At 73.1% G+C, this 22,164-nt stretch carries 20 protein-coding genes and 1 pseudogene; 12 read left to right on the forward strand and 9 right to left on the reverse strand.

Annotation, left to right across the window (positions count from 1 at the left end; all coding sequences use genetic code 11):
* The first annotated feature begins 12 nt into the window (after positions 1-12).
* Entirely contained in the window at positions 13-984 is a 972-nt protein-coding gene (locus ACTWM8_RS02755) for an IS481 family transposase (protein ID WP_446212417.1), read from the forward strand.
* Between the two features lie 59 nt (positions 985-1,043).
* On the opposite strand, the gene ACTWM8_RS02760 is transcribed toward ACTWM8_RS02755, so the two are convergent.
* Positions 1,044-2,042, reverse strand: a complete 999-nt coding sequence (locus ACTWM8_RS02760; protein WP_446212418.1) for a mechanosensitive ion channel family protein — start codon at positions 2,040-2,042, stop codon at positions 1,044-1,046.
* 124 nt (positions 2,043-2,166) lie between these two features.
* On the reverse strand, positions 2,167-3,846 hold the full coding sequence (locus ACTWM8_RS02765) for a DNA repair helicase XPB (RefSeq protein ID WP_446212419.1): 1,680 nt from the start codon (positions 3,844-3,846) through the stop codon (positions 2,167-2,169).
* 180 nt (positions 3,847-4,026) lie between these two features.
* Between ACTWM8_RS02765 and ACTWM8_RS02770 the strand changes: the two genes are divergently transcribed.
* Entirely contained in the window at positions 4,027-4,917 is an 891-nt protein-coding gene (locus ACTWM8_RS02770; RefSeq protein WP_446212420.1) for a L,D-transpeptidase family protein, read from the forward strand.
* 138 nt (positions 4,918-5,055) lie between these two features.
* Positions 5,056-5,292 (forward strand): hypothetical protein, encoded by a 237-nt coding sequence (locus ACTWM8_RS02775; RefSeq protein ID WP_446212421.1) that lies wholly within the window; start codon positions 5,056-5,058, stop codon positions 5,290-5,292.
* Positions 5,293-5,300: 8 nt separating this feature from the next.
* On the opposite strand, the gene ACTWM8_RS02780 is transcribed toward ACTWM8_RS02775, so the two are convergent.
* The gene (locus ACTWM8_RS02780; protein ID WP_446212422.1) at positions 5,301-7,766 is read right to left on the reverse strand and encodes a helicase-associated domain-containing protein; all 2,466 of its coding nucleotides are present in this window, start codon (positions 7,764-7,766) and stop codon (positions 5,301-5,303) included.
* A gap of 84 nt (positions 7,767-7,850) precedes the next feature.
* Here ACTWM8_RS02780 and ACTWM8_RS02785 point away from each other — a divergent pair, with 84 nt between their 5' ends.
* The gene (locus tag ACTWM8_RS02785; protein WP_446212423.1) at positions 7,851-8,477 is read left to right on the forward strand and encodes an HAD family hydrolase; all 627 of its coding nucleotides are present in this window, start codon (positions 7,851-7,853) and stop codon (positions 8,475-8,477) included.
* Between the two features lie 28 nt (positions 8,478-8,505).
* Positions 8,506-8,892, forward strand: coding sequence for a cold-shock protein (locus tag ACTWM8_RS02790; protein WP_088959176.1), 387 nt, complete (start codon positions 8,506-8,508; stop codon positions 8,890-8,892).
* On the opposite strand, the gene ACTWM8_RS02795 is transcribed toward ACTWM8_RS02790, so the two are convergent.
* The gene (locus tag ACTWM8_RS02795) at positions 8,853-9,764 is read right to left on the reverse strand and encodes a 1,4-dihydroxy-6-naphthoate synthase (RefSeq protein ID WP_446212424.1); all 912 of its coding nucleotides are present in this window, start codon (positions 9,762-9,764) and stop codon (positions 8,853-8,855) included. The two genes, ACTWM8_RS02790 and ACTWM8_RS02795, sit on opposite strands and share 40 nt — an antisense overlap.
* 821 nt (positions 9,765-10,585) lie before the next feature.
* Between ACTWM8_RS02795 and ACTWM8_RS02800 the strand changes: the two genes are divergently transcribed.
* Positions 10,586-11,530, forward strand: coding sequence for a GNAT family N-acetyltransferase (locus ACTWM8_RS02800; protein WP_446212425.1), 945 nt, complete (start codon positions 10,586-10,588; stop codon positions 11,528-11,530).
* Here ACTWM8_RS02800 and ACTWM8_RS02805 read toward each other — a convergent pair.
* Together ACTWM8_RS02805 and ACTWM8_RS02810 are read right to left on the reverse strand one after the other, a co-directional pair.
* The gene (locus ACTWM8_RS02805; protein ID WP_446212426.1) at positions 11,502-12,152 is read right to left on the reverse strand and encodes a futalosine hydrolase; all 651 of its coding nucleotides are present in this window, start codon (positions 12,150-12,152) and stop codon (positions 11,502-11,504) included. The genes ACTWM8_RS02800 and ACTWM8_RS02805 overlap by 29 nt on opposite strands.
* A 347-nt stretch (positions 12,153-12,499) precedes the next feature.
* Positions 12,500-13,963, reverse strand: a pseudogene (locus ACTWM8_RS02810) (MFS transporter); the annotation flags it as partial.
* 87 nt (positions 13,964-14,050) lie between these two features.
* Between ACTWM8_RS02810 and ACTWM8_RS02815 the strand changes: the two are divergent.
* A complete protein-coding gene (locus ACTWM8_RS02815) occupies positions 14,051-14,890 on the forward strand; it encodes a DUF3027 domain-containing protein (protein ID WP_446212427.1) in 840 nt (279 codons plus the stop codon).
* Between the two features lie 3 nt (positions 14,891-14,893).
* On the opposite strand, the gene ACTWM8_RS02820 is transcribed toward ACTWM8_RS02815, so the two are convergent.
* Positions 14,894-15,106, reverse strand: coding sequence for a DUF2530 domain-containing protein (locus tag ACTWM8_RS02820; RefSeq protein ID WP_218896793.1), 213 nt, complete (start codon positions 15,104-15,106; stop codon positions 14,894-14,896).
* A 134-nt stretch (positions 15,107-15,240) separates the two neighbouring features.
* Between ACTWM8_RS02820 and ACTWM8_RS02825 the strand changes: the two genes are divergently transcribed.
* From ACTWM8_RS02825 to thpR, 5 genes are all read left to right on the forward strand, one after another.
* Complete coding sequence (locus ACTWM8_RS02825; protein WP_446212428.1) at positions 15,241-16,719, forward strand: NCS2 family permease; 1,479 nt, start codon at positions 15,241-15,243, stop codon at positions 16,717-16,719.
* 118 nt (positions 16,720-16,837) lie between these two features.
* Entirely contained in the window at positions 16,838-17,287 is a 450-nt protein-coding gene (locus tag ACTWM8_RS02830; protein WP_446212429.1) for a MarR family winged helix-turn-helix transcriptional regulator, read from the forward strand.
* 70 nt (positions 17,288-17,357) lie between these two features.
* Entirely contained in the window at positions 17,358-18,644 is a 1,287-nt protein-coding gene (locus tag ACTWM8_RS02835; protein WP_446212430.1) for an MFS transporter, read from the forward strand.
* 110 nt (positions 18,645-18,754) lie between these two features.
* Entirely contained in the window at positions 18,755-19,270 is a 516-nt protein-coding gene (locus ACTWM8_RS02840) for a hypothetical protein (RefSeq protein ID WP_446212431.1), read from the forward strand.
* Entirely contained in the window at positions 19,267-19,845 is a 579-nt protein-coding gene (gene thpR / locus ACTWM8_RS02845) for an RNA 2',3'-cyclic phosphodiesterase (protein WP_446212432.1), read from the forward strand. Before ACTWM8_RS02840 ends, thpR begins: the two co-directional genes overlap by 4 nt.
* Before the next feature lie 125 nt (positions 19,846-19,970).
* Here thpR and ACTWM8_RS02850 read toward each other — a convergent pair whose 3' ends face one another.
* Both ACTWM8_RS02850 and sepH read right to left on the reverse strand, forming a co-directional pair.
* Positions 19,971-20,957 (reverse strand): aldo/keto reductase, encoded by a 987-nt coding sequence (locus ACTWM8_RS02850; RefSeq protein ID WP_446212433.1) that lies wholly within the window; start codon positions 20,955-20,957, stop codon positions 19,971-19,973.
* A 57-nt stretch (positions 20,958-21,014) separates the two neighbouring features.
* A complete protein-coding gene (gene sepH / locus ACTWM8_RS02855) occupies positions 21,015-22,094 on the reverse strand; it encodes a septation protein SepH (RefSeq protein ID WP_446212434.1) in 1,080 nt (359 codons plus the stop codon).
* Positions 22,095-22,164 lie beyond the last annotated feature (70 nt).

The raw sequence follows: 22,164 nt of genomic DNA on the forward strand, positions 1-22,164 counted from the left end.
CCCGGAGGTCTCATGGCCCACCGTAATGCCCGGCTGACCATCCACGGCCGGCGGCTGCTCATCACGCGTGTCGTCGACCAAGGCCGCCCGGTGGCCCACGTCGTGAAGGAACTGGGCTGCTCCCGAGCCACCGGCTACAAGTGGCTGCAGCGGTGGCGGGCCGAGGGCGACGCCGGTCTGACCGACCGGTCCAGCCGGGCTCACCGCCAGCCCCACAAGACATCCCCAAAGATTGAGGCGCGGGTCTGCCAGCTGCGCCAGGAACGCAAACTCGGGGCTCGCCGGCTCGGACCGTTGCTCGGGATGCCCGCCTCGACCGTGCACGCCGTCCTGACGCGGCACGGTGTACACCGCCTGGCCTGGCTCGACCGGCCCACCGGTCAGCTCATCCGCCGCTACGAGCGCGACCGGCCCGGCGAGCTGATCCACGTCGACGTCAAGAAACTTGGCCGGGTTCGCGACGGCGGCGGCTGGAGAGTCTTGGGTCGCGACAGCCTGGAGCACCGGCGTGCCCGCAACGCCAGCCGTGTCGGCTTCGACTACGTGCACTGCGCCATCGACGACCACACCCGTCTCGCCTACGCCGAGATCCACCCCGACGAGAAGACCGACACCTGCGCCGGCTTCCTCCGCCGCGCCGCCGACCACTTCGCCACCCACGGCATCACCCGCGTCGAACGCGTCATGACCGACAACGCCCTGGCCTACCGCCGCGGCCGAGCCTGGCACCAAGCCCTCACCGACCTCGGCGCCCAGGCCCGCTTCACCCGCCGCTACCGACCACAGACCAACGGCAAAGCCGAACGCTTCAACCGCACCCTGTGCGACGAATGGGCCTACGCCCAACCCTTCACCAGCAACCAGCAACGCGCTGACGCCCTACCAGCCTGGCTGCACACCTACAACTACCATCGCAACCACACCTCACTCGGCGGCAAACCACCCATCAGCCGCGTCAACAACGCTGCTGGGCATTACACCTAGCCGGCGGCGGGCTCGGCGCTGCTGCCGCATCCGGCCTGCGGCCGTCCCGGGCGGGCGCATTACGGGTGGTACTCGCCTCGGGTGCGTGGGAGCCACTGCGGGTGTCGGTCCCGGACGTACGTGGTGAGGGCCTCCCGCATTTCGCAGGCGAGGTTCCAGGCGCCGGGTGAGTCTGCGGCCCAAGCGCGTAGCTGGACGGCGACTGTTTGCGGTGTTACGTCGACCATCTGTAGTTGCCATTTGTTGTCGCGTTCCCACAGGGGGTTCGCCTCCAAGAGGCGTTGCGCCTCGCTGCGCAGCTCGTTCAAATCGGCGGTGAAGTCCAACTGCAGGGTGACTTCGCTGATCACCCGGGCGTCGTGTCGGGTCAGGTTTTGGAAAGGGCGTTCGGTGAAGTAGGTGGTGGGCAGGGTCAGCCGCCGTTCATCCCACATCCGTATGACGACGTGGGTGAGGTTTACCTCCTCGATGCGGCCCCACTCGTTGTTCACCACGACGACGTCGTCTTCCTGCATAGCGTGGGCGACAACCACCTGGAGTCCGGCGAGGACGTTGCCGAGCGTGTTCCGGGCGGCGAGGCCGACGATGACACCGAGGACTGCGGCGGACGTCAGCAGGGATATGCCGAAGGCCCGCAGGGCGTCGAAGGTTGTCAGGGCCCACCCGATCGCCAGCACTGCAACGGTGGCCCCGGCCAGCTTGCGGAGCAGCCGGACCTCGTTGCGGGTGCGTCGGATGGACGGATCCTTGCTGTGCAGGGGGAGGTGTAGCAGGGTTCCCGCCTCGGTGACGCGCAGCGCCTTGGCCACCAGCCAGGCGAGTGCAAGGACCAAGAACAGGCGCAGCGCGTTGCGGCCGTGGGGCAACCAATCATTGGGCAGGCCGGTGTATTGCAGTGTGAAGTACAGCGCAATGAGTACCAGGACGAGAATTGTCAGCAGGCGGCAGGCGCGATAGGTCGGCATCAACAACGACCGGTAGGGCTCCCTCGCCACCTTCTTGATGGCTACGCCAATGAGCCAGCCGACGAGCCAACCCGCGGCGACGGCAGCCGCCACGACCAGCGCCCCGGACAGTCCTGGGATGCCCACAGAAGGGAATACCCAGGGCGACAACGACTAACCGACGTGGATGCAAGGGTGCGCGCGTCACCGGATCGCCGGTTCGGCGGCATACTGCCCCTCAGTCCACGCTGGGGAGCTTCGGACCGAGGACGTCGTCGGCGTCCACAATCGTGTACGCGTACCCCTGCTCCGCCAGGAAGCGCTGCCGGTGCGCCGCGTACTCGGTATCGATCGTGTCCCGGGACACCACGGTGTAGAAGTGCGCCTGCCGTCCGTCGGCCTTCGGCCGTAGCACCCGCCCCAGCCGCTGCGCCTCCTCCTGCCGCGACCCGAACGTCCCCGACACCTGGATCGCCACCGCCGCCTCCGGCAGGTCGATGGAGAAGTTCCCCACCTTCGAAATCACCAGCGTGCGCAGCTCACCCGAGCGGAACGCGTCGAAGAGCCGCTCCCGCTCCTTGTTGGTGGTCGAGCCTTGAATGATGGGCGCGTCGAGGTACTCCCCGAGCTGGTGCAGCTGGTCGATGTACGCACCGATCACCAGGGTCTGCTCGTCCGGGTGCCGGTCGACCAGCGCCTTCACCACCGGCAGCTTCGTCCGGGCGGTCGCCGCCATCCGGTAGCGCTCCTCGGCCTCCGCCGTCGCGTAGGACATCCGCTCGGCGTCGGTCAGCGTCACCCGTACCTCGGTGCACTGGGCCGGGGCGATCCAGCCCTGCGACTCGATGTCCTTCCACGGCGCGTCGTACCGCTTGGGGCCGATCAGGCTGAACACGTCGCCCTCCCGGCCGTCCTCGCGGACCAGGGTGGCGGTCAGGCCCAGCCGGCGGCGGGCCTGGAGGTCCGCGGTGAACCGGAAGATCGGCGCGGGCAGCAGGTGGACCTCGTCGTAGACGACCAGGCCCCAGTCGCGGGCGCCGAACAGGTCCAGGTGGGTGAACGCGCCGCCGCGCCGCGAGGTGAGCACCTGGTACGTCGCGATGGTGACCGGGCGGATCTCCTTGCGCTCGCCGGAGTACTCGCCGATCTCCTCCTCGGTCAGCGAGGTGCGGGCGATCAGCTCCCGCTTCCACTGCCGGCCGGCGACGGTGTTGGTGACCAGGATCAGCGTGGTCGCCTTCGCCTCGGCCATCGCCGCCGCCCCGACCAGCGTCTTGCCCGCGCCGCAGGGGAGCACGACGACGCCCGACCCGCCGGCCCAGAACGCCTCCACCGCCTCCCGCTGGTACGACCGCAGCGTCCACGGCTTGCGGCCGTCCTTGCCCTCTTCGGCCAGCTCGATCGGGTGCGCCTCGCCGTCGACGTACCCGGCCAGGTCCTCCGCCGGCCAGCCCAGCTTGAGCAGCGCCTGCTTGAGCCGGCCGCGCTCGGAGGGGTGCACCTGGATGGTGTCGTCGTCGACCTTGTTGCCGAGCATGCCGGCGAGCTTCTTGCTCTTGGCGACCTCGATCAGCACCAGCCGGTCCAGCGCCCGCAGCACCAGGCCGTGCGCCGGGTCGTTGGCGAGCTGGAGCCGGCCGTACCGGTCCATGGTCTCGGCCACGTCCACCAGCAGCGCGTGCGGCACCGGGTAGCGGGAGTACTTGATCAGCGCGTCGACCACGGCCTCGGCGTCGTGGCCGGCGGCCCGGGCGTTCCAGAGCCCCAGCGGGGTGAGCCGGTAGGTGTGCACGTGCTCCGGGGAGCGCTCCAGCTCGGCGAACGGCGCGATCGCCATCCGGCAGGCCTGCGCGTCGGGGTGGTCGATCTCCAGCAGTAGGGTCTTGTCCGACTGCACGATCAGTGGTCCACCGCTCACGCCAGCGTCCTCTCCTCGGCCGGGCTTGTCGGCTACCCGTCACCGGCAGGGACACCCCACCGCAGGCCGACCATCCAGTGTTGCACGAGGTCGGGGGTGCCCAGAAAAATGCCCAAACGACGCAACCATTCCCAACGGCCGAACGTCAACTCAATGGGACGGCAGATTCGGGAGGGCTGAATGAGGCATAGAGGTTTCACCATCCGGATCGCCGCCCTGGCGGTGGTCACGCTGGTCGGCGCCGGTGGGTGCGCGCTCGACCCGCAGGCCGATCCGGGTGGCACTGGAGGAGGGCTCGCCCCGGTCGGCAATGCGGAACAGGTAACGGGGGCGAGCGGCGTCGTGCCGTCCGACCAGCGGACCCAGCCCACCACGCCGGCCCCGAAGCTGAAGGCCGCGGCGACGACGCCGCGCGTCACCACCGCGCCGAAGCCGGAGAGCGGCCGCCGGATCGCCAACCCGACGCCGCAGAACATGACCCGCTGCGAGCAGGGGGAGTACCAGCGCGAGGTGGAGGGCTACCTCGCCCGGCTGGGTGGGTTCGGGACGGTCAGCGTCGACGGCCGGCAGTCCGACGCCGACTGCGCCGCGATCAAGAAGTTCCAGCAGCGGTACGACCTCCGCCCGGCCGCCGGCCGGGCCGGCCCGCTCACGTACGACGTGGCGAAGCGGCTGGCGAACACCGACACCAGCCGGTGCAACGCCGGCTCCGGCACCACCTTCTGCGTGGACCTGACCAAGCAGACCACCTGGGTGATGCGCGACGGCAAGGTGGTGGCCAAGCCGACGGTGACCCGCACCGGCATGTCCGGCTACGCCACCCCCGCGGGCACCTACAAGGTCAACCTTCGGAAGCTGAAGGAGTGGTCGGACCCGTACGACGTCTGGCTGCCCTACTGGCAGCGCTTCAACGGCGGGATCGGCTTCCACGAGACCACCACCTACCTGCACAACTCCTCGATCGGCTCGCACGGCTGCGTCAACCTGCTGCACACCGACGCGGTCCGCTGGTGGGAGCTCGGCGCGGTCGGTTCCCGCGTGACGCTGGTCGGCCGCCGCCCCGGCACCTGAGGCGCGAACCGCACCTGAATCGCCGCCCATGGCAGTCCACCTGCCGGGGCGGCGATTCAGGGTTTTGTCCCCTGTGCGGGTTACCGTCCGGATGCCACCCTGGAGGGCGGGAGCCGGACGGGGCGGGGAGGGCTGGCAATGAGCGTCGACCAGGAAACGGCCACCGACGACGAGCCGTCGCCGGCCGACGAGGTCTCCACGGCGACGCTGGTCGGCTACGCCGCCGCCGCGCTCGCCCTCGTCGGCTGGTTCCTCTTCGGCTGGCTGGTGCAGCGGCAGGGCTTCGTCGCCTCGGTCGGTGAGACCGCCGGGGCCGCGTTCGCCCTGCTGCTCGCCGTCTCCGTGATCGGCACCGTGCGCCGCAGCCGGCGCTGACTGACCGCTCAGTCCTCCCGCACCGCCGCGGTGATCCGGTGCAGCGCGAAGGTGTGCAGCATCTCCGTCCGGTCGTCCTCGGCGCGCAGGTAACCGGCGCCGATCGAGACCGGCCGGAGCAGTCGGGACGCGGTCGCCCCGTGCGCGTCGACGTAGCCGACCCAGACCAGCGCCTTGTCCCGTACCGCCTGTTGCAGCACCGCCAGGGCCTCGCTGTGGCTGTGCGCCGGCATCGGGCCGGCGGCCACCCGGGCCGCGCTGCCCCGCACCACTGCCGGGGCCCGCCGGGCCGCCCGCGCCGCCGCGTCGCCCCGCCGGATCTGCTCCACCACGCCGAGCAGCCGGGGCATCGCCAGCTTCGGCGCGGCCAGCGGATCCAGCGCGCGGGTGCTCACCGACGCCCGGGCGGGAGCCCGCCGGGTCTTCGGCCGGGACAGCACCGTCGCGCCGCTGGTGTCCTCCGGCACCGGCGCGTACCCGGCGTCGCGCAGCGCGATCAGCATCCGCCCCACCTGGTACGGGGTGACCAGCACCGTCGGCGCCAGCCGGCGGAACGCCATCGACTCCAGCCGCCGGTCGGCCAGCACCTCGGCGAGCAGCGCCTCGTCGTCGCTGCGCACGTACCCGCCGGCGGAGCCGAGGCGCAGCCCGCCGTGCTTGCGGGCCACGTCGTCCACCAGGTACGTCAACCCCTGCGGGATCGGGGTGCGCGACCGGCGGCGGAACAGGGCGTGCAGGTCGTCGGCGGTGTACCCGGCGTCCAGGGCGCGGCGCACGCTCGCCGTCGTAATCCGGTGCACGCTGGCCCCGCCGGCCGACTCGTGCTCGGCCACCACGTCCAGTTCGGCGGCGAGCGCCGGGTCGGGCGGGCCGGGTACCACCACGCTCAGGTCGGCCTGCACCAGGAAGTGGTCGACCGGGGCGGGTAGCAGCGCGTCCAGCGCCCGCACGGCGCTCGACGGGTCGCCGCTCTCGGCGTCCGAGCGCAGGCCGAGCGGGTCGTCGCCGCGCTCGTCCGCCTCGGTGACGTCGGCCAGCAGCAGCCGACCGTACGAGGTGAGCGCGCCGAGCCCGGTGACGCCCAACTGGGCCGCCTCGGCCAGCACCTCCCGGTGCGCGGCCTCCCGGCCCCGGCTGCGCCGGGGGGCCCGCCAGTCCAGCAGCTCCAGCACCTCGTCCGGGGTGGGTGCGGTGGCCGGCTCCAGGTCGGCCAGCACCGCGAGCACCGCCAGCCGGGCGGCCGGCGCGCCGGCCCGTTCCGCCTCGGCGGAGAGCGCGCTGATCGGCCGGTCCCGGTCGTCGCGCTGGCCGACCAGCCCGACCTGCCGGGTCATCGTGAGCCAGGCCCGGGCGAGCTGCTCCCAGCGGTGGGCCAGGGACATCGCCCGCCACACCTCGTACCCGCCGGTGGGCAGCACCTGCTGGTCGGCGCCGTAGCGGCTGGTGGTGGCTCCCGGCAGGTCCAGCTCGCCGACCAGCCCGGCCGCGTACGCCACCTCGAAGACCAGCGCGGTGGCCGGCTCGTCCAGCCCGACGGCACGGGCCAGCCGGCGCAGGTCGCGGACGCCGACACCGCCGGAGCGCAGCACCGGGGCCGGCTCGGCGGCGAGGCTCTCCAGCAGCGCCTCGGTGTGGCGTACCAGCTCCATGGTCTGCCCGGCCCCGGCGGAGTCGACGGCCTTCGGTTCGCGCGGCGGCGCGGTGACCGACGGCGGGCTGGTGCGCAGCGGGCCCAGCGGGCCGCTGTCCCGGCGCAGCAGCAGCCCCACCTCGCGGGGCAGCTCCACGGTGCCGGCGGAGACCGGCACGAGCAGCCGGGCGTCGACCAGCCAGCGGATGGGCGAGCCGGTGGGCGCGCCGCCGTTGGTGGCGTCCGGCGGCAGGTCGTCCTCCGCGCCGACCGGGGGCGCCTGGAGGGCGCCCGGCGGCACGCTGCCCACCGGCGGCCCGGCGGCGAGCCGGTCCAGGATCGCCCGGGCCGAGGGCGGAGCGGCCAGCAGCGTCCGCCGTAGCTTCGCCGGGTCCGCGCAGAGCGCCGCCGTCCGCGCGTCCAGCTCCGCCGCCGGTCGCCCCAGCCCCGCCGGGTACGCGGAGACCTCGTCGACGCTGCCCGCGACGCGCAGGGCGTGCTCCGGGCCGTACAGCAGGAAGCGCGCGCGCAGCCGGTCCACCGCGCCCCGGACGGTGGTCGGGGCGGGCGGGTGCGGCCCGGCGGTGGCCATCGCGAGGACGGCGTCGGTGGAGGTGGTGCCCTCCTCGGGGTGCCGGGTGAGTCGGGCGGCGTCGAGGATCTGCAGGGTGAACTGGTCCAGCCCGTCCAGCGCGCGGGCCACGGAGACCCGCGACTCGGCCCGGATGGCGAGGGCGGAGACGTCGGCGGGCACCGGCACCACGAGGTCGGGCCGCAGCTGGAGCAGGGCGGCCAGCGACTCGTCCGGCAGGGCGCGCAGGTGGTCGGCGAGTGAGGTGGTCATCGTCGTTCCACGCTAGCCCGCTGCGGGGCCGTCCCGCCCCTCGGACGTCCGGCTCGGTCCGGGTTGGGCGGGTACGTTCTCGGGGTGCTTCCACTGATGGTCGGTTTTGACCTCGACATGACCCTGGTCGACTCCCGCCCCGGCATCGCCGCCTGCTTCCGGGCGCTGACCGCGCAGACCGGCGTACCCGTCGACGCGGACCTCGCGGTTACCCGGCTCGGGCCGCCGTTGCGCACCGAGATCGCGCACTGGTTCCCGCCCGAGCGGGTGGAGGAGGCGGTGACGATCTACCGCGAGCTGTACCCGGCGTACGCGATCACCCCGACCGTCCCGATGCCGGGCGCGCGCGAGGCGGTCGAGGCGGTGCACGCGCGCGGCGGCCGGGTAATGGTGGTGACCGCCAAACTCGGCCGGCTGGCCGGACTGCACCTGGAGCACCTCGGGCTGAGCGTCGACGAGGTGGCCGGGGACCTCTTCGCCGAGGAGAAGGCGACCGCGCTGCGCGCGCACGGCGCGACCCTCTACGTCGGCGACCACATGGCGGACATGGTGGCGGCGGATGCGGCCGGGGTGCCCGGCGTCGGGGTGGCCACCGGGCCGTGCAGCACCGACGAGCTGCGGGCCGCCGGGGCGTACCAGGTGTTGGATGATCTCACCGGATTCCCGGCGGCGCTGGACCGGATCATCGGGCTAGCCTTGGAGCAGCAGTAGACGTCTCAAGCGAAGCAGGGGTTCTCAGGTGCCGACGGGTCGAGTGAAGTGGTATGACGCGGCCAAGGGATACGGGTTCGTCACCAGTGACGAGGGTGGCGACGTGTTTCTGCCCAAGGGCGCGCTACCCGCGGGTGTCACCGACCTGAAGGGTGGGCAGCGGGTCGACTTCAGCGTGGTGGACAGCCGCCGGGGCGCCCAGGCGATGGGGGTCAAGCTGCTGGACGCGCCGCCGTCGATGGCGGAGCTGCGCCGGCGTCCGGCCGAGGAGCTGCACGGCCTGGTCGAAGACATGATCAAGGTGCTGGAGGCGAAGGTCCAGCCGGACCTGCGCCGGGGCCGGTTCCCGGACAAGAAGACCGCGCAGAAGGTCGCTCAGCTGGTCCACGCGGTGGCGCGCGAGCTGGAGGTCTGAGGGCCGGAGGTCTGAGGGCCGGAGGTCTGAGGGATCAGCCCGGCGTCGGCGGCCCGGCCCAGCAGCGCCTCCACGGCGGCGAAGCCCGCGTCCCCCAGGTCCGCGGTGAACTCGTTGACGTAGAGGCCGATGTGCCGGTCCACCACGTCGGGCTCCATCTCCTGCGCGTGCGAGAGCACGTAGTCCCGGCTGGCGGCCGGATCGGCCCAGGCCTGCCGGACGGACTCCCGGATCCAGCCGGCCGCCGCCACCGGGTCGACGGCGCCCTTGCGGGCCAGGATCGCGCCGAGCGGGATCGGCAGGCCGGTGTCGCCCTCCCACCACTCGCCCAGGTCCACCAGCGCGGTCAGCCCGTGCCGGTGGTACGTGAACCGCGCCTCGTGGATGACCAGCCCCGCGTCGTACTTCCCGGCGGCCACCGCCGGCATAATCTCGTGGAACGGCACCACCTCGATCCGCGCCGGCGGCCGCTCCGCCGACCAGAGCCGGAAGAGCAGGTACGCGGTGGTCCGGTCACCGGGCACCGCCACCGTGGCCCCGGTCAGGTCGGCCCGGTCCGGCCGGTCGGCCCCGGCCGCTCCGTCGCCGGCTGCTTCGTCGCCGGCTGCGCTGCGGGTGAGCACCAGCGGGCCGCAGCCGCGGCCGAGCGCCCCGCCGCAGGGCAGCAGGTGGTAGTCGTCCAGCAGCCAGGGCAGCGCCGCGTAGCTCACCTTGACCAGGTCGAACGCGCCCCGCTCGGCGGCCGTGTTGGTGACGTCCACGTCCGCGTAGGTCACCTCGACCGGCGGCGCCTCGGGCACCCGGCCGTGCACCAGCGCGTGGAAGACGAACGTGTCGTTGGGGCAGGGCGAGATCGCCAGGGAGAGCGCCACGCTCCCACGGTAGCCCCGCCCCCGCGCCCCCACTCCACCCCGCCCGCCCCCTGTGACCCCACCCGCTCTCCGCCGCCGGTTGCCCGCCGCTTCCTGCTCGCCGCCGCGCTGCTTCCCACCGCCCGCCGCTTCCTGCTTCCCATCGCGGCAGTTCCTGCTCCCCACGGCGCCGCTTCCTGCTGCCCATAGCGCCAGTTCCTGCTCCCACGGCGCCGCTTCCCGCCGTCCGCCGCTTGCCTCTCTCCATCGCGCCGCCTCCTGCTCCCTACCGCGTCGCTTCCCGCTTCGCGCCGTCTGCCGCCTCCTGCTCCCTACGGCGTCGCTTCCCGCCGCCGTTACCTGCCGCCCGTGGCTGCCGCCACGTCACCCGCCCGGCGTCGCGACCCGCCCGGCCTCCCCGCGGCCCTCCCCGACGGGGGACGTGAGGTGTGCGTGTATCGCTACCAATCTGATGACGTGGACGAATCACCGGCACGACGGTCCGGGAACACCGCGTAGCGCCGGCACCTCCCAGCCGAGTCCGCGCCGCCAGGGCGACGTCGCGGCGGGCGGTGATCGACGCCCTGGCTGCCAGTGCGGGAGTGGACAGCTGCCGGCTTGCCAGCCCGGGTGAGAGAAGCGCACTTGGCCGTGTCGGTGCCGGGTGCCCCGGGGCCGCCGTCGGCCGCAAAAACGCGACGGAAGGGTGAGTCATCCACGTCATCAGGTTGGTAGCGACTCTCCGGGGCCCTTGTCCCCAGCTCCGAGCGTTGTCCACAGGGTTTTCCACAGGTTCCGGTGGGCTGTTGAAAACGGGAGGCCGCGCGGTCGAGCATGGTGCGGTGACGGAGCGGACACCCTCGGTCGACCTAGGCGCGGCGCTGCGGGCGCTGCGCCGGCAGGCCGATCTGAGCCAGCGGGAGCTGGCCGAGCAGTCGGGGGTGCCGCAGGCCACCATCGCGCGGATCGAGTCGGGGCGGACGACCGACCCGAGGTTCCGCACGGTCGAGCAACTCGTCCGAGCGGCGTCCGGCCGGCTCGGCATCTCGTTGGCGGCCGATGGTGCACCCGTGGGCGGCCCGGGCCGCTCCGCAGGTGGCGCGAATGGCGGCGAGGTGAGGGAGGGCGCGTTGTCGGCCGTGCCGCACGAGGAGCTACGGGACGGCGCGTTGCCGGCCGTGCCGCACGAGGAGCTACGCGATGGCGCGGGGCGGCACTGCCCCGCGCACCTGGACGCCCGTGAGGTGCGGGAGCCGAAGGACTGGCCGGGCGCCTGGTGGGCGCGGTTTTACGACCTGCCGCCCGAGCGATGGCCGGCGCCGTTGCCCGCCGTCACCTACGAGCGGAACCGGGAACGCCGGGACAGGAGCCGTCGCCGGGAACGGGTCCGGCGCGAGGTCCAGGTACGGCGCGTCGGCCGGGACGAGCTGCCGGCGACGTCCTGGCGACTGGTCGCGGAGCTGCCCGACGGCGAGTTGGTCGGCGAACTTCGGGCGCACGAGCGCAGCGTGGACCTGCTGCTGGGCTACGACCTCGGCGATCGGCGGGAGCTGCTGCTCGACGGCGTGCTGGTCGCCGCCGAACACCGTGGGCTCGGGATCGGCCGTTGGCTGCTCGACATGCTTGTCACGGAGATGGACCGGGTCGGCGTCACCACGGTCCACGCGATCGCCGAGTGCGGCGGGATCGCCTTTCTGCTCGCCTGCGGCTACCGCCTGCAGGCCGGCCGGCCCGAAGCGCTCCGGCTGGACCGGCCCGTCAGCTCAGGGCCCGGGCCGCTGCCGTGAGGGCGGTGAACGCCTCCCGCATCCGCCACGACCCCCGGTCGCGGGGGCCGATCGGGTTGGAGACGGTGCGCAGCTCGGCGAAGGGCAGGCCGGCGTGCGCGGCGGCCACCGCCACGCCGTACCCCTCCATGGCCTCGGCCACGGCGTCTGGGTGACGGTCGGCGAGGGCGCGGGTGCTCGCGGCCGTGCCGGTCACCGTGCTGACGGTCAGCACCGCGCCGACGACCGCCTCGGGAAGCGCCGCGCACAGGGCGGCCAGCAGCTCGGGGTCGGCATCGACGGTCGGACCGCCACCCAGCAGCTCCGGCGGCATGCCCAGCTCGTCGACCGGGATGAACCCCTCCGGTGACTCCGCGCCCAGGTCCGCCGCCACGCTGCGGGTGCCGAGGACCGTCGCGCCGACCGCCACCCGGCCGGCGAAGCCACCGCCGATCCCGGCGCTCACCACCGCCCGGTACGGGCGACCCGCCGCCTCGGCCAGCGTCAGCAGCCGCGCGGTGGCGGCACCGGCCACCGCCGGCCCCACCCCGACCGGCCGTACGGTCACCGTCGGATCGGTGAGGCCGGCCCGGACCGCCTCCGCCTCGGCCGGCACGGCGGTCAGCACCAGCAGACCCGTCACGACACCGACCCCGGCGACTGCCGCCGCTGGTCGTCGTCCGCCCCGCCGGGACGCGCCACGGCGGAGGACGGCCGGTAGATGTGGTACCCGGGCGGCGCCAGCCCGGCGTCGTCGCCGTTGGTGTCGGGGGAGCGGTGGCCGGTCGGTGCCGGTGAGGTCGGCGCGGCCTGGGCGGCGGCCGCCGTGGCGGCGTCCGCCGCCGCGTCGTGATCGGGCCGACCGGCGGTGTACGGCTCATGGCTCGGCCCGGGCCGAGCCCGACCGGCGGTGTGCGGCTCATGGGTCGGTCCGGGTCGGTCGCGACCGGCGTCGCGCGGCTCGTGGGCCGGCCCGGTCCGGCCGCGGTCCGGGCTGTCCGGCCGCTCTGAGTCCGGCGCGCTGCCCGCCGCGTCCTCCGGCACGTCGTGGTCGGCGAGTTCCTCGTCGGTGAGCGGGCGGCCGATCAGCCGTTCGCCCCGCAGTCGACCGGCGACCACGATGCCCCGGACGGCGGCGAGCACGCCCACCCCGGCGGCGACCGCGATGCCGACCTGCCCCTCGAAGGGGACCAGGCCGAGACCGCCGCCGGCCACGAAGGCCAGCATCAACGCGGTCTCCGAGTGGGCGAAGGAACTGGCCCGCAGCCGTTCCGGGATCCGCTCCTGGATCGAGGCGTCCACGGCCAGTTTGGAGATTCCGCTGGTCAGCGCGGCGACCAGGCAGAGCACCGCCACCATCGGCAGGGAGAACTTCACCGTGGCCAGGACGGCCACGCCGGCCACGATGACCATGCTGCTCGACTGGATCGCGGCGGGCCGGTGGATGCGCAGGCGGGTGCCGAGCGCGGTGGCCAGGAAGCCACCCACCGCCAGCGCCCCGCCGACCAGGCCCAGCGCCGCCTGGCTGTTGAGTTCGCGCCCGAAGAAGTCGGTGTCCAGGTCGCCCTTCTTGAGCGCGAACGCGAGGAAGAGCAGCAGGAAGCCGTAGAGCGCGCGCGGTGCCGCCGCGCCGATCAGGGTGGCGATCACCAGGCGGCCGGCCGGGCGGCCCCGGCCGAGGGGCCGGTCCCGGTCGGGGTCCAGCCCGCGCCACGGTCGGGGCACCCGCTCCGGCGGCTCGGAGTCCGCCTTCGGTGGCAACCGCAGCGCGATCACCATGCCGACCAGGAAGATCACCGAGGCCACCCGCAGCGGCCACTGCGGCCCGAACCAGAACGCGGCCAGCCCGATCGGCGCCACCAGCGCGCCGGCCACCGTGCCGTAGACGCTGGCCCGGGCACCCACCTGGGAGAGGCCGAGCCCCTCGGGCAGCAACCGGGGCACGGCCGCCGAGCGGGCCACCCCGTACGCCCGGGAGAGCGCGAGCACGCCGAACGCGGCCGGGTAGAGCCCGAGGCCGCCGATGTAGTCCGAGATCAACCAGGCCAGGAACGCCCGGCCGAGCATGGTGGTGGCCAGGGCGTACCGGCGGCCGTGCCGGAAGTGGTCGAGCAACGGGCCGACCACCGGCGCCAGCATGGCGAACGGCACCATCGTGACCAGCAGGTAGAGCGCGACCTTGCTGCGCGCCTCGCCGAGCGGGACGTCGAAGAAGATCGTCCCGGCCAGGCCGATCGCGATCAGCGTGTCACCGGCGCAGGAGACCGCGTGCAGGTCGAAGAGGCGGACCATGCCGACCTCACCGCCGGCTCCCCGGGCCCGCGCCGATCCCGCACGGCGGGTCATCCAGCGTCCGCCGCGCAGTGATCCGCGGAACAGCAGACGTACGGAGCGGATGCCCGTGCCGACGGTCCGGCCGAGGACGGACCGCCCGGAGCGGGAGGAGAGCGGCATGTGCACCATCCTCGCCCATCTGATCCACGCCCGTCGCGCCACCTGGGGAAGACGTCATCGGGGAGTCCCTGTCAGGCGGCGACGCGCATGGGGAACAATGGACGGGTGACCAGGCCCGCCTCCACCCGCGCCGCCCGCCTCGACCAGGTCTGCGCCGCCGCCGTCGACGTGGCGCGCGACGCCATCACCGAGGTGGAGCCCTCCGACGTCGGTGATCACCTGCGCGCCGTCGCCGAGGGCGACCGGGTCGTCACGCACTACTTCGAGTGCCGGCTCGCCGGCTATCGCGGCTGGCGGTGGGCGGTCACCGTGACCCGGGTGCCGCGCAGCAAGCACGTCACGGTCTGCGAGACCGTGCTGCTGCCGGGCTCCGACGCCCTGCTCGCCCCGGGCTGGCTGCCCTGGCAGGAGCGGCTCAAGCCGGGCGACCTCGGCCCGGGCGACCTGCTGCCCACCGCGCCGGACGACGAGCGACTCGCCCCGGGCTACCTGCTCTCCGACGACCCGGCGGTCGAGGAGGTCTCCTGGGAGCTCGGCCTCGGCCGGCCCCGGGTGCTGTCCCGCGAGGGGCGTTCCGAGGCCGCCGAGCGCTGGTACGAGGGCGACCACGGCCCGTCCGCGCCGATCTCGGTGGCGGCGCCCGCCGCCGCCCGCTGCGGCACCTGCGGCTTCTACCTGCCGCTGGCCGGCGCGATGCGGCAGGCCTTCGGCGCCTGCGGCAACTTCTACGCCCCGGACGACGGCCGGGTGGTCAGCGCCGACCACGGCTGTGGCGCGCACTCCGAGGCGCTGGTCGAGGCGGCGGAGTCCCCGGTCGACGAGATGCCCACGGTCTACGACGACAGCGCGGTGGAGGCCATGTCGGTCAGTCGCGCGCCCGGGTCGGTGGAGACGGCCGAGCCGGCGGAGCCGTACGGCCACTCCTGACGGTCAGTCCCGCGGGGACGATTCGCGACGGCGGCGCCGGTTGGCGTCGTGCCGCATCATCACGGCCAGACCGGGAAAGCCCCACAGGAAACCGGCCAGGCAGGTCCAGAGCCAGTTCTGGTGCCCGTGCTCGGTGAGCCAGCCCCGGAAGAAGACCAGCAGGACGAGGCCGACGACCGCCCAGGCGATCAGCCCGGCGACCGCGAACGGGACCATCGGCGGGTCGAGCGGCTCGGGCCGCGGCGCTTGCTCCTGTGGCACGGGGGAAAGCGTACGCGATCAACTTTTCCTGCCGGCCCGTGATCTGGGACGATGCGCGCGACAACGGAAGATCACCTGCGAGGGACCTGATGGCCATTGCGCCGCCGGACAACGGCACTCCACCCGATCCCGCCCACCCCCGCACCGGTTTCGACCGGTTCTTCGAGATCTCCGCCCGTGGTTCGACGATGAGCCGCGAGGTACGGGGTGGTCTGGCGACCTTCTTCACGATGGCGTACATCGTGGTCTTGAACCCGCTGATCCTGGGCGGCGCCGTCGATGGTGACGGCAAGAAGCTCTCGATCCCCGCACTGGCCGCCGCGACCGCCCTGGTCGCCGGCCTGATGACGATGCTGATGGGCGTCGTCGGACGATTCCCGATGGCGCTGGCCGCCGGTCTGGGCGTGAACGCGCTGGTCGCGTACGAGATCGCTCCGGAGATGACCTGGGCGGACGCGATGGGCCTGGTGGTGATCGAGGGTGTGATCATCGCGGTGCTGGTCCTCACCGGCCTGCGTACCGCGGTCTTCCGCTCGGTCCCCACCCAGCTGAAGACGGCCATCGGCGTCGGCATCGGCCTCTTCCTCACCATCATCGGCCTGGTCGACGCCGGCTTCGTCCGGCGGATCCCGGACGTGGCCAACACCACCGTGCCGGTGGGCCTGGGCATCAACGGCAAGATCGTCAGCTGGCCGATGCTGGTCTTCGTGGTCGGCCTGCTGCTGACCCTGGTGCTGGTGGTACGCCGGGTGCGCGGCGCGATCCTGATCGGCATCCTGGCCTCGACCGTGCTGGCGATCATCGTGGAGGCGGTCGCCAACGTCGGGCCGTCCTTCGTCAACGGCAAGCCCAACCCCAAGGGCTGGTCGCTGAACGTGCCGGAGCTGCCCAAGCAGATCGTGGACGTGCCGGACCTGTCGCTGCTCGGCAACTTCAACGTGCTGGACTCGTGGAGCCGCGCCGGCTGGCTGGTGCCGCTGATGTTCGTCTTCACCCTGCTGATCACCGACTTCTTCGACACCATGGGCACGATGGTGGCGATCGGCCAGGAGGGGGACATGCTCGACGAGCGGGGCACCCCGCCGCGAGCCAAGGAGATCCTGCTGGTCGACTCGATCGCCGCGGCGGCCGGTGGCGCGGCGAGCGTCTCCAGCAACACGTCGTACATCGAGAGCGCCGCCGGTGTGGGGGAGGGCGCCCGGACCGGCGTGGCCAACCTGGTCACCGGCGCCCTGTTCCTGCTGGCGATGTTCCTGGCGCCGCTGTCGGTGGTGGTGCCCTTCGAGGCGGCCTCGACGGCGCTGGTGGTGGTCGGCTTCCTGATGATGACCGCGGTGCGCACCATCGACTGGACCGACTACGAGATCGCCATCCCGGCGTTCCTCACCATCACCTTCATGCCGTTCACGTACTCGATCTCCAACGGCATCGGCGCCGGCATCATCAGCTACGTGGTGCTGAAGCTGGCCAAGGGGAAGGCGCGGGACATCCACCCACTCCTCTACGGGGTGGCCGCGCTGTTCGTGCTCTACTTCCTGCGCGGGCCGATCGAGGCCGCAGTGCTGTAGCTCGACGCGCTCCGGGCCGGGGCCGAAACCGGATACCCGGCCCGGAGCAGCACAAACCCCTCGTGAGCATGGTCATATCGCGTGTCGTTAGCCAGGCTCATTAGTTATGCTAACTACTGTGACGGAGCGGACGGTGACGGCGAAACGCGTGCCACCGGCGCAGCTGGCCCCTCAGCTGCGTGATGCGATCACCCGACTCAACCGGCGGGTCCGACAGGCCCGGCCGGTCGGCGACCTGACGGTCACCCAGCTCTCCGCGCTCACCAGCCTCAAGCTGGCGGGCGCGCTGACGCCCCGGGAACTGGCCGACGTCGAACGGGTGCAGCCACCGACCATGACCAAGATCGTCGCGAAGTTGGAGGAGCGCGGCCTCGTGCAGCGCACCCCCCACCCGACCGACGGTCGTCAGGTCATCCTGGCGGCGACCGAAGGGGGCCGGGCCGTGCTCGAACAGTTCGAGCGGGCCCGCAACGAGTGGCTGGCCAGCCGGCTCGCCGCGCTCACGGAGGACGAACGCGACACGCTGCGGCGGGCCGCGGAGATCCTCCAGCAGCTCGCCAGAGCCTGACCGCACCCGTACCTCGGGGTCCGCACCGTCCGTCGTGGATGAGGCGTACCACCGAGGAGGCGCACCAAGAGTGCAGGCGAAGCTGACGACGATGTTCCAGTCCCTACAGGTCCGTAACTACCGGCTATTCGCATCCGGGCAGCTGATCAAGCTGATCGGCGTCTGGATGATGTTCATCGCCCAGGACTGGCTCGTCCTCGAGCTCTCCGACGACTCCGCCACCGCGCTCGGCGTGGTGACGGCACTCCAGTTCACCCCGGTGCTGCTGCTCACCCTGCTCTCCGGCCGCCTCGCCGACCGGTACGACAAGCGACTGCTGCTCTTCGTCGCCAACGCCTTCTGGACGGTCCTCGCGCTCGGGATGAGCGTGCTGGTTCTCACCGACCTGGTCCAGCTCTGGCACGTCTTCGCCTTCGCCGCCCTGCTCGGCGTCGCGAACGCCGTCGAGACCCCGGTCCGGCAGGCGTTCGTCTCCGAACTGGTCGGGATGTCCCTGCTGCCCAACGCGCTCTCGCTCAACGCGGCGGTGTTCAACTCGGCGCGGATCGTGGGCCCGGCCGTGGCCGGCCTGGCCATCGCCGCCTTCGACGTCGGCCCGGTGTTCCTCTTCACCGCGGTCAGCTCGATCGCCCCGCTGGCCACCGTGGTACGGATGCGCCCCGCCGAACTGCACCGCAAGGATCTCCCGCCGGTCGGCGAGCGCGACTCGGCCAAGGTCGTCGACGGGCTGCGGTACGTCTTCCGCCGCCCCGACCTGCTGCTGCCGATGGCGGTGATGTCGGTGGTCGGGATGACCCTGTTCAACTTCCAGCTCACCCTGGCCGCGCTGGCCAAGACGGTGTTCCGTACCGGTGCCGCCTCGTTCGGCCTGTTCAGCACCGCGCTGGCGATCGGGGCCCTGGTCGGGGCGCTGGCCGGCACCGGGCGGCGCAGCCGCCCCTCGGTCTGGGTGGTGCTCGGCGCGGCGGTCGGCTGTGCCGTCTTCGGCACCCTGGTCGGGCTGGCGCCGGCGTACTGGCTGGTGGTGGCGCTGCTGCTGCCCACCGGCTTCTTCATGGTCTTCTTCGCCCAGGCCGCCAACCAGCGGGTCCAGCTCGGCGTCGACGCCGCCTTCCGGGGCCGGGTCATGGCGCTCTGGGTGCTGGTCTTCCTCGGCACCAACCCGGTCGGCGCCCCGCTGATCGGCTGGGTCGCCGAGACCTACGGCGCCGGGGCGAGCATCTGGATCGGCGGCCTGATCTCGCTGGCCACCGCCCTGCTCGCGCTCACCTGGCAGCTGCGCCGCTCCGGCGCCCGACTGCGCTTCCGGGTGCTGCCCATGCCCCGCTTCTACGTGGTCTCGTCGCCCGACTGCTGACCGACGCGCCGCCGGCCCGCCCCCGCCACCCGGGAAAAGGCGGGCCGGTTTCGCGTCCGGATACCGGCAATCCGGTGGCGGGAGCCGGGCATCGGCCTTAGCGTCGATATGTGGCAGGCGGTGGCGCACTGACGCTGGTACTGGCGATCCTCGCCGTGGCATGTCTGCCGGCGGCGTTCGCCCTGCTCTTCTGCCTCGACGAGATCTTCGACCGGGTGGCCTGCGGCTGGGCCGAGTGGCGCGACGGGCGACGCGAGCGTCGCACCATCGCCCGGCTGGACCGGGCGATCGAGGCGGACGCCCTCACCCGCGACATCGACCTGACCCAGCTCGACCGGGTCGACCGACAACCCCTGGAACGCATCGCCGCCGACCTGCGCCGCCTCGGCGGGCACCGGCTCGCCGCCCGCGGCCGCTCGGTGGTCTGGCACGCCTCGGTCATCGACGCGTACGACGACCGGCTCCGGGCCGCCTGCCGGGCGCTGGCGATCACCGAGCACCTCACCGAGCTGGAGGGCGTGGACCGGGAGATCGAGCGGGTCCGGGTCGAAGGACTGCTCGCCCAGGCGGGGCTGGGGCTGCCGGCCGCCGCCGCCGGCCGCCGACCCCGTCACCGGCGGGCGTGAGACTCTTCGTCGCGGTGTACCCGCCGCCCGCCGCGGTCGCTCACCTGACCGACCGGCTCGCCGAGCTGCGGATCGGGGCCGCCTCCGCCGCCGGCATCAACGTACGCCTCGCCGACCCGGCGAACCTGCACGTCACGCTCGCTTTCCTCGGCGACGTGGAAGCGGACCGCCTGGTGGACGTGGAGAGCACCCTCGGGCTCGCCGCCGAGACGTCCCGCGCGTCGCGCGTCGGCGCACCCCGGCTCCGACTCGGCGGGGGCGGCCGGTTCGGCCGGGGCCGCTTCACCGTGCTCTGGGTTGACCTGCTCGGCGACGTCGAGGCGCTGCACGTGCTGGGCCGGTTGATCCGGATGGGGCTGCGCCGCAACCGCCTCCCGCACGACGAGAAGCCGTTCCGTCCGCACCTCACGATCGCCCGCCCGGGCGACCGGATCGACGATGCCGACGTGGAGGCCGACCGGGCCGCGCTCGGTGGCTACGAGGGGCCGGAGTGGCCGGCGACCGAGCTGGTGCTGGTCCGCAGCCACCCCGGCCCCCAGCCGACGTACGACCGGCTCGCCGCCTGGCCGCTCTGACCGGGCCCCGGCCCTCGGGCAGGCCCGACATGCGGCGTGTCGCGGTGTCCGGTCCCCGGATGACCGCGACACGCCGCAACCGGTGCGGAGCTCGCGCCTCACGCAGCCGGCGCGTCAGGGGTGGGTCACCAGGCCCAGGCCTCCGGGCCGGGGCCGCCGTTGCCGACCGGCGGGAACAGCTCGTCGAGGCGCTTCTCCGTCGCATCGTCGATGTCGACGGTCAACGCGCCCAGGCTCCGGTCGAGCTGGTCCACGGTGCGCGGGCCGATGATCGGGGCGGTCACCCCGGGCCGGGAGAGCAGCCAGCCCAGCGCCACGTCGGCCGGGTCGTGCCCGAGGTCCGCGCAGAGCTTCTCGTACGCCTCGATGGTCGTCCGGTGCTCGGCCAGCGCGTCGGCGGAGCGCCCGCTGGCACCCCGCGCGGCACCACCCTCGGCCATCTTGCGCAGGACCCCGCTGAGCAGGCCGCCGTGCAGCGGCGACCAGGGAATGACGCCCAGCCCGTAGTGCTGCGCGGCGGGGATCACCTCCAGCTCGACGTGCCGGGTGAGCAGGTTGTAGATGGACTGCTCGGCGACCAGACCGAGGAAGTTGCGCCGACCCGCCGCGGCCTGCGCCTGGGCGATGTGCCAACCGGCGAAGTTGGACGATCCGACGTAGATCACCTTGCCCTGGGCGACCAGGGTCTCCATCGCCTGCCAGATCTCCTCCCACGGCGTGCTCCGGGAGACGTGGTGCATCTGGTACAGGTCGATCACGTCGGTCTGGAGCCGGCGCAGCGAGTCCTCGCAGGCCCGGATGATGTGCCGGGCGCTCAGGCCCTGCTCGTTGGGCCAGTCGCCCATCTTGCCGTAGACCTTGGTGGCGAGGACCACCTTGTCGCGCCGGCCGCCGCCCTGGGCGAACCAGCGGCCGATGATCTGCTCGGTGATGCCCTCACCGGTCTGCCAGCCGTACACGTTGGCGGTGTCGAAGAAGTTGATGCCGTGTTCCAGCGCCCGGTCCATGATGGCGAAGCTGTCCGGCTCGGTGGTCTGCGGCCCGAAGTTCATCGTGCCGAGGCAGAGCCGGCTCACCGACAGACCGGTGCGTCCCAGATTCGTGTACTCCATGGGTCCACCCTGGCACGCGGGCACTTAGAGTGCCTCGCTACCAGGGTGGCCGATGGATCAGGAGGACTCGCGGGCCGCCGGGCCGGTGCCGAAGAGGACGTCGTCCCAGCTCGGCAGCCGCTTGCGCGGCTTGCCGGAGGCGTCGGTCGACTCGCCGCCGGCGGCCGCCGCCGAACCCGTGCGGCGGGGCCGGAGCACCGCCAGCGACGGTACGGCCGGGACCTCCTTCGGCGCGTCCGAGTCGTCGTCGAACGCCGAACCCTGACCGCCGCCGAGCAGTGCCGCCGCGCCCCCGCCGACGGCCCGCTGCCGGGGTGCGTCGGCGCCGGCCAGCGCGGCCGGGGAACGCGGGTCGAGCCCGCGACCCGAGGTGCCGCCGAGCGGCCGGTCGAGGGAGGCGAGCAGGGCGTCCCGCCCGGCCCGGATCGGGTCCCGCCCCGGACGGCTGTGCTCGCCGGCCGCCGGCAGGCCGTGCCCGCCCCGGCTCGGCTCGCCGCGCGACGGGCCGGGCAGCGCGTGCCCACCCCGCTCCGGCGCCGGCTCCTGGCCGAGGATCGGCGTCGGACGCTCGGCGCACAGATACTGCGCCATGTCGTCGTGCGGGGTGACGTTCTGTCGCAGCTTGTCGAGGTCCCAGACCGCCTGCGCGGTGGCCTTGCCCGACGGCCAGGTGGCGATGATCCGCCAGGTGCCGTCGTCGCGCCGGTACGCGTCCCAGGAGATCTTCTCGGTGTCTATCCCGTGCTGGGCCAGCCGGCCGTTGACCACCTCGGCCAGCGGGGTCGGCTTCTCCGCGCCCTTGAGCCGGGTGCGCCGGGCGTGCTGGGCGAGCATGGCCCGCTCCTGGAGCACCGGGCCGGCGTAGCGCAGCACCCGGTCGACCGGGACACCCGCGATGCGGGCGACGTCCTCGGCGGACTCGCCGGAGCGAATCCGGGCCTGGATGTCCCGCGGGGAGAGTGACGGCGTCGGGTCGGCCGCGGTGGGCACCACCGCGAGCGGCGCCGCGCCGGGCTCGGCGTGCAGCACCGTGGCGATGCGTTCGTCGATGGGGAGGGCGAGCAGGCGCCCGACCTCGTCGGCGAGCACCAGAGCCTGGCCGTCCTCGGAGAGGGCGACGAAGCGTACTGGGCGCATGGCGTTGCCTCCGTCCCGCTTCGCTGGCCGTCACGCCACGAGCCGGCCACCCGGGCGTCCTCGGACCACC

This window comes from Micromonospora sp. IBSANI012 (genome assembly GCF_052814045.1).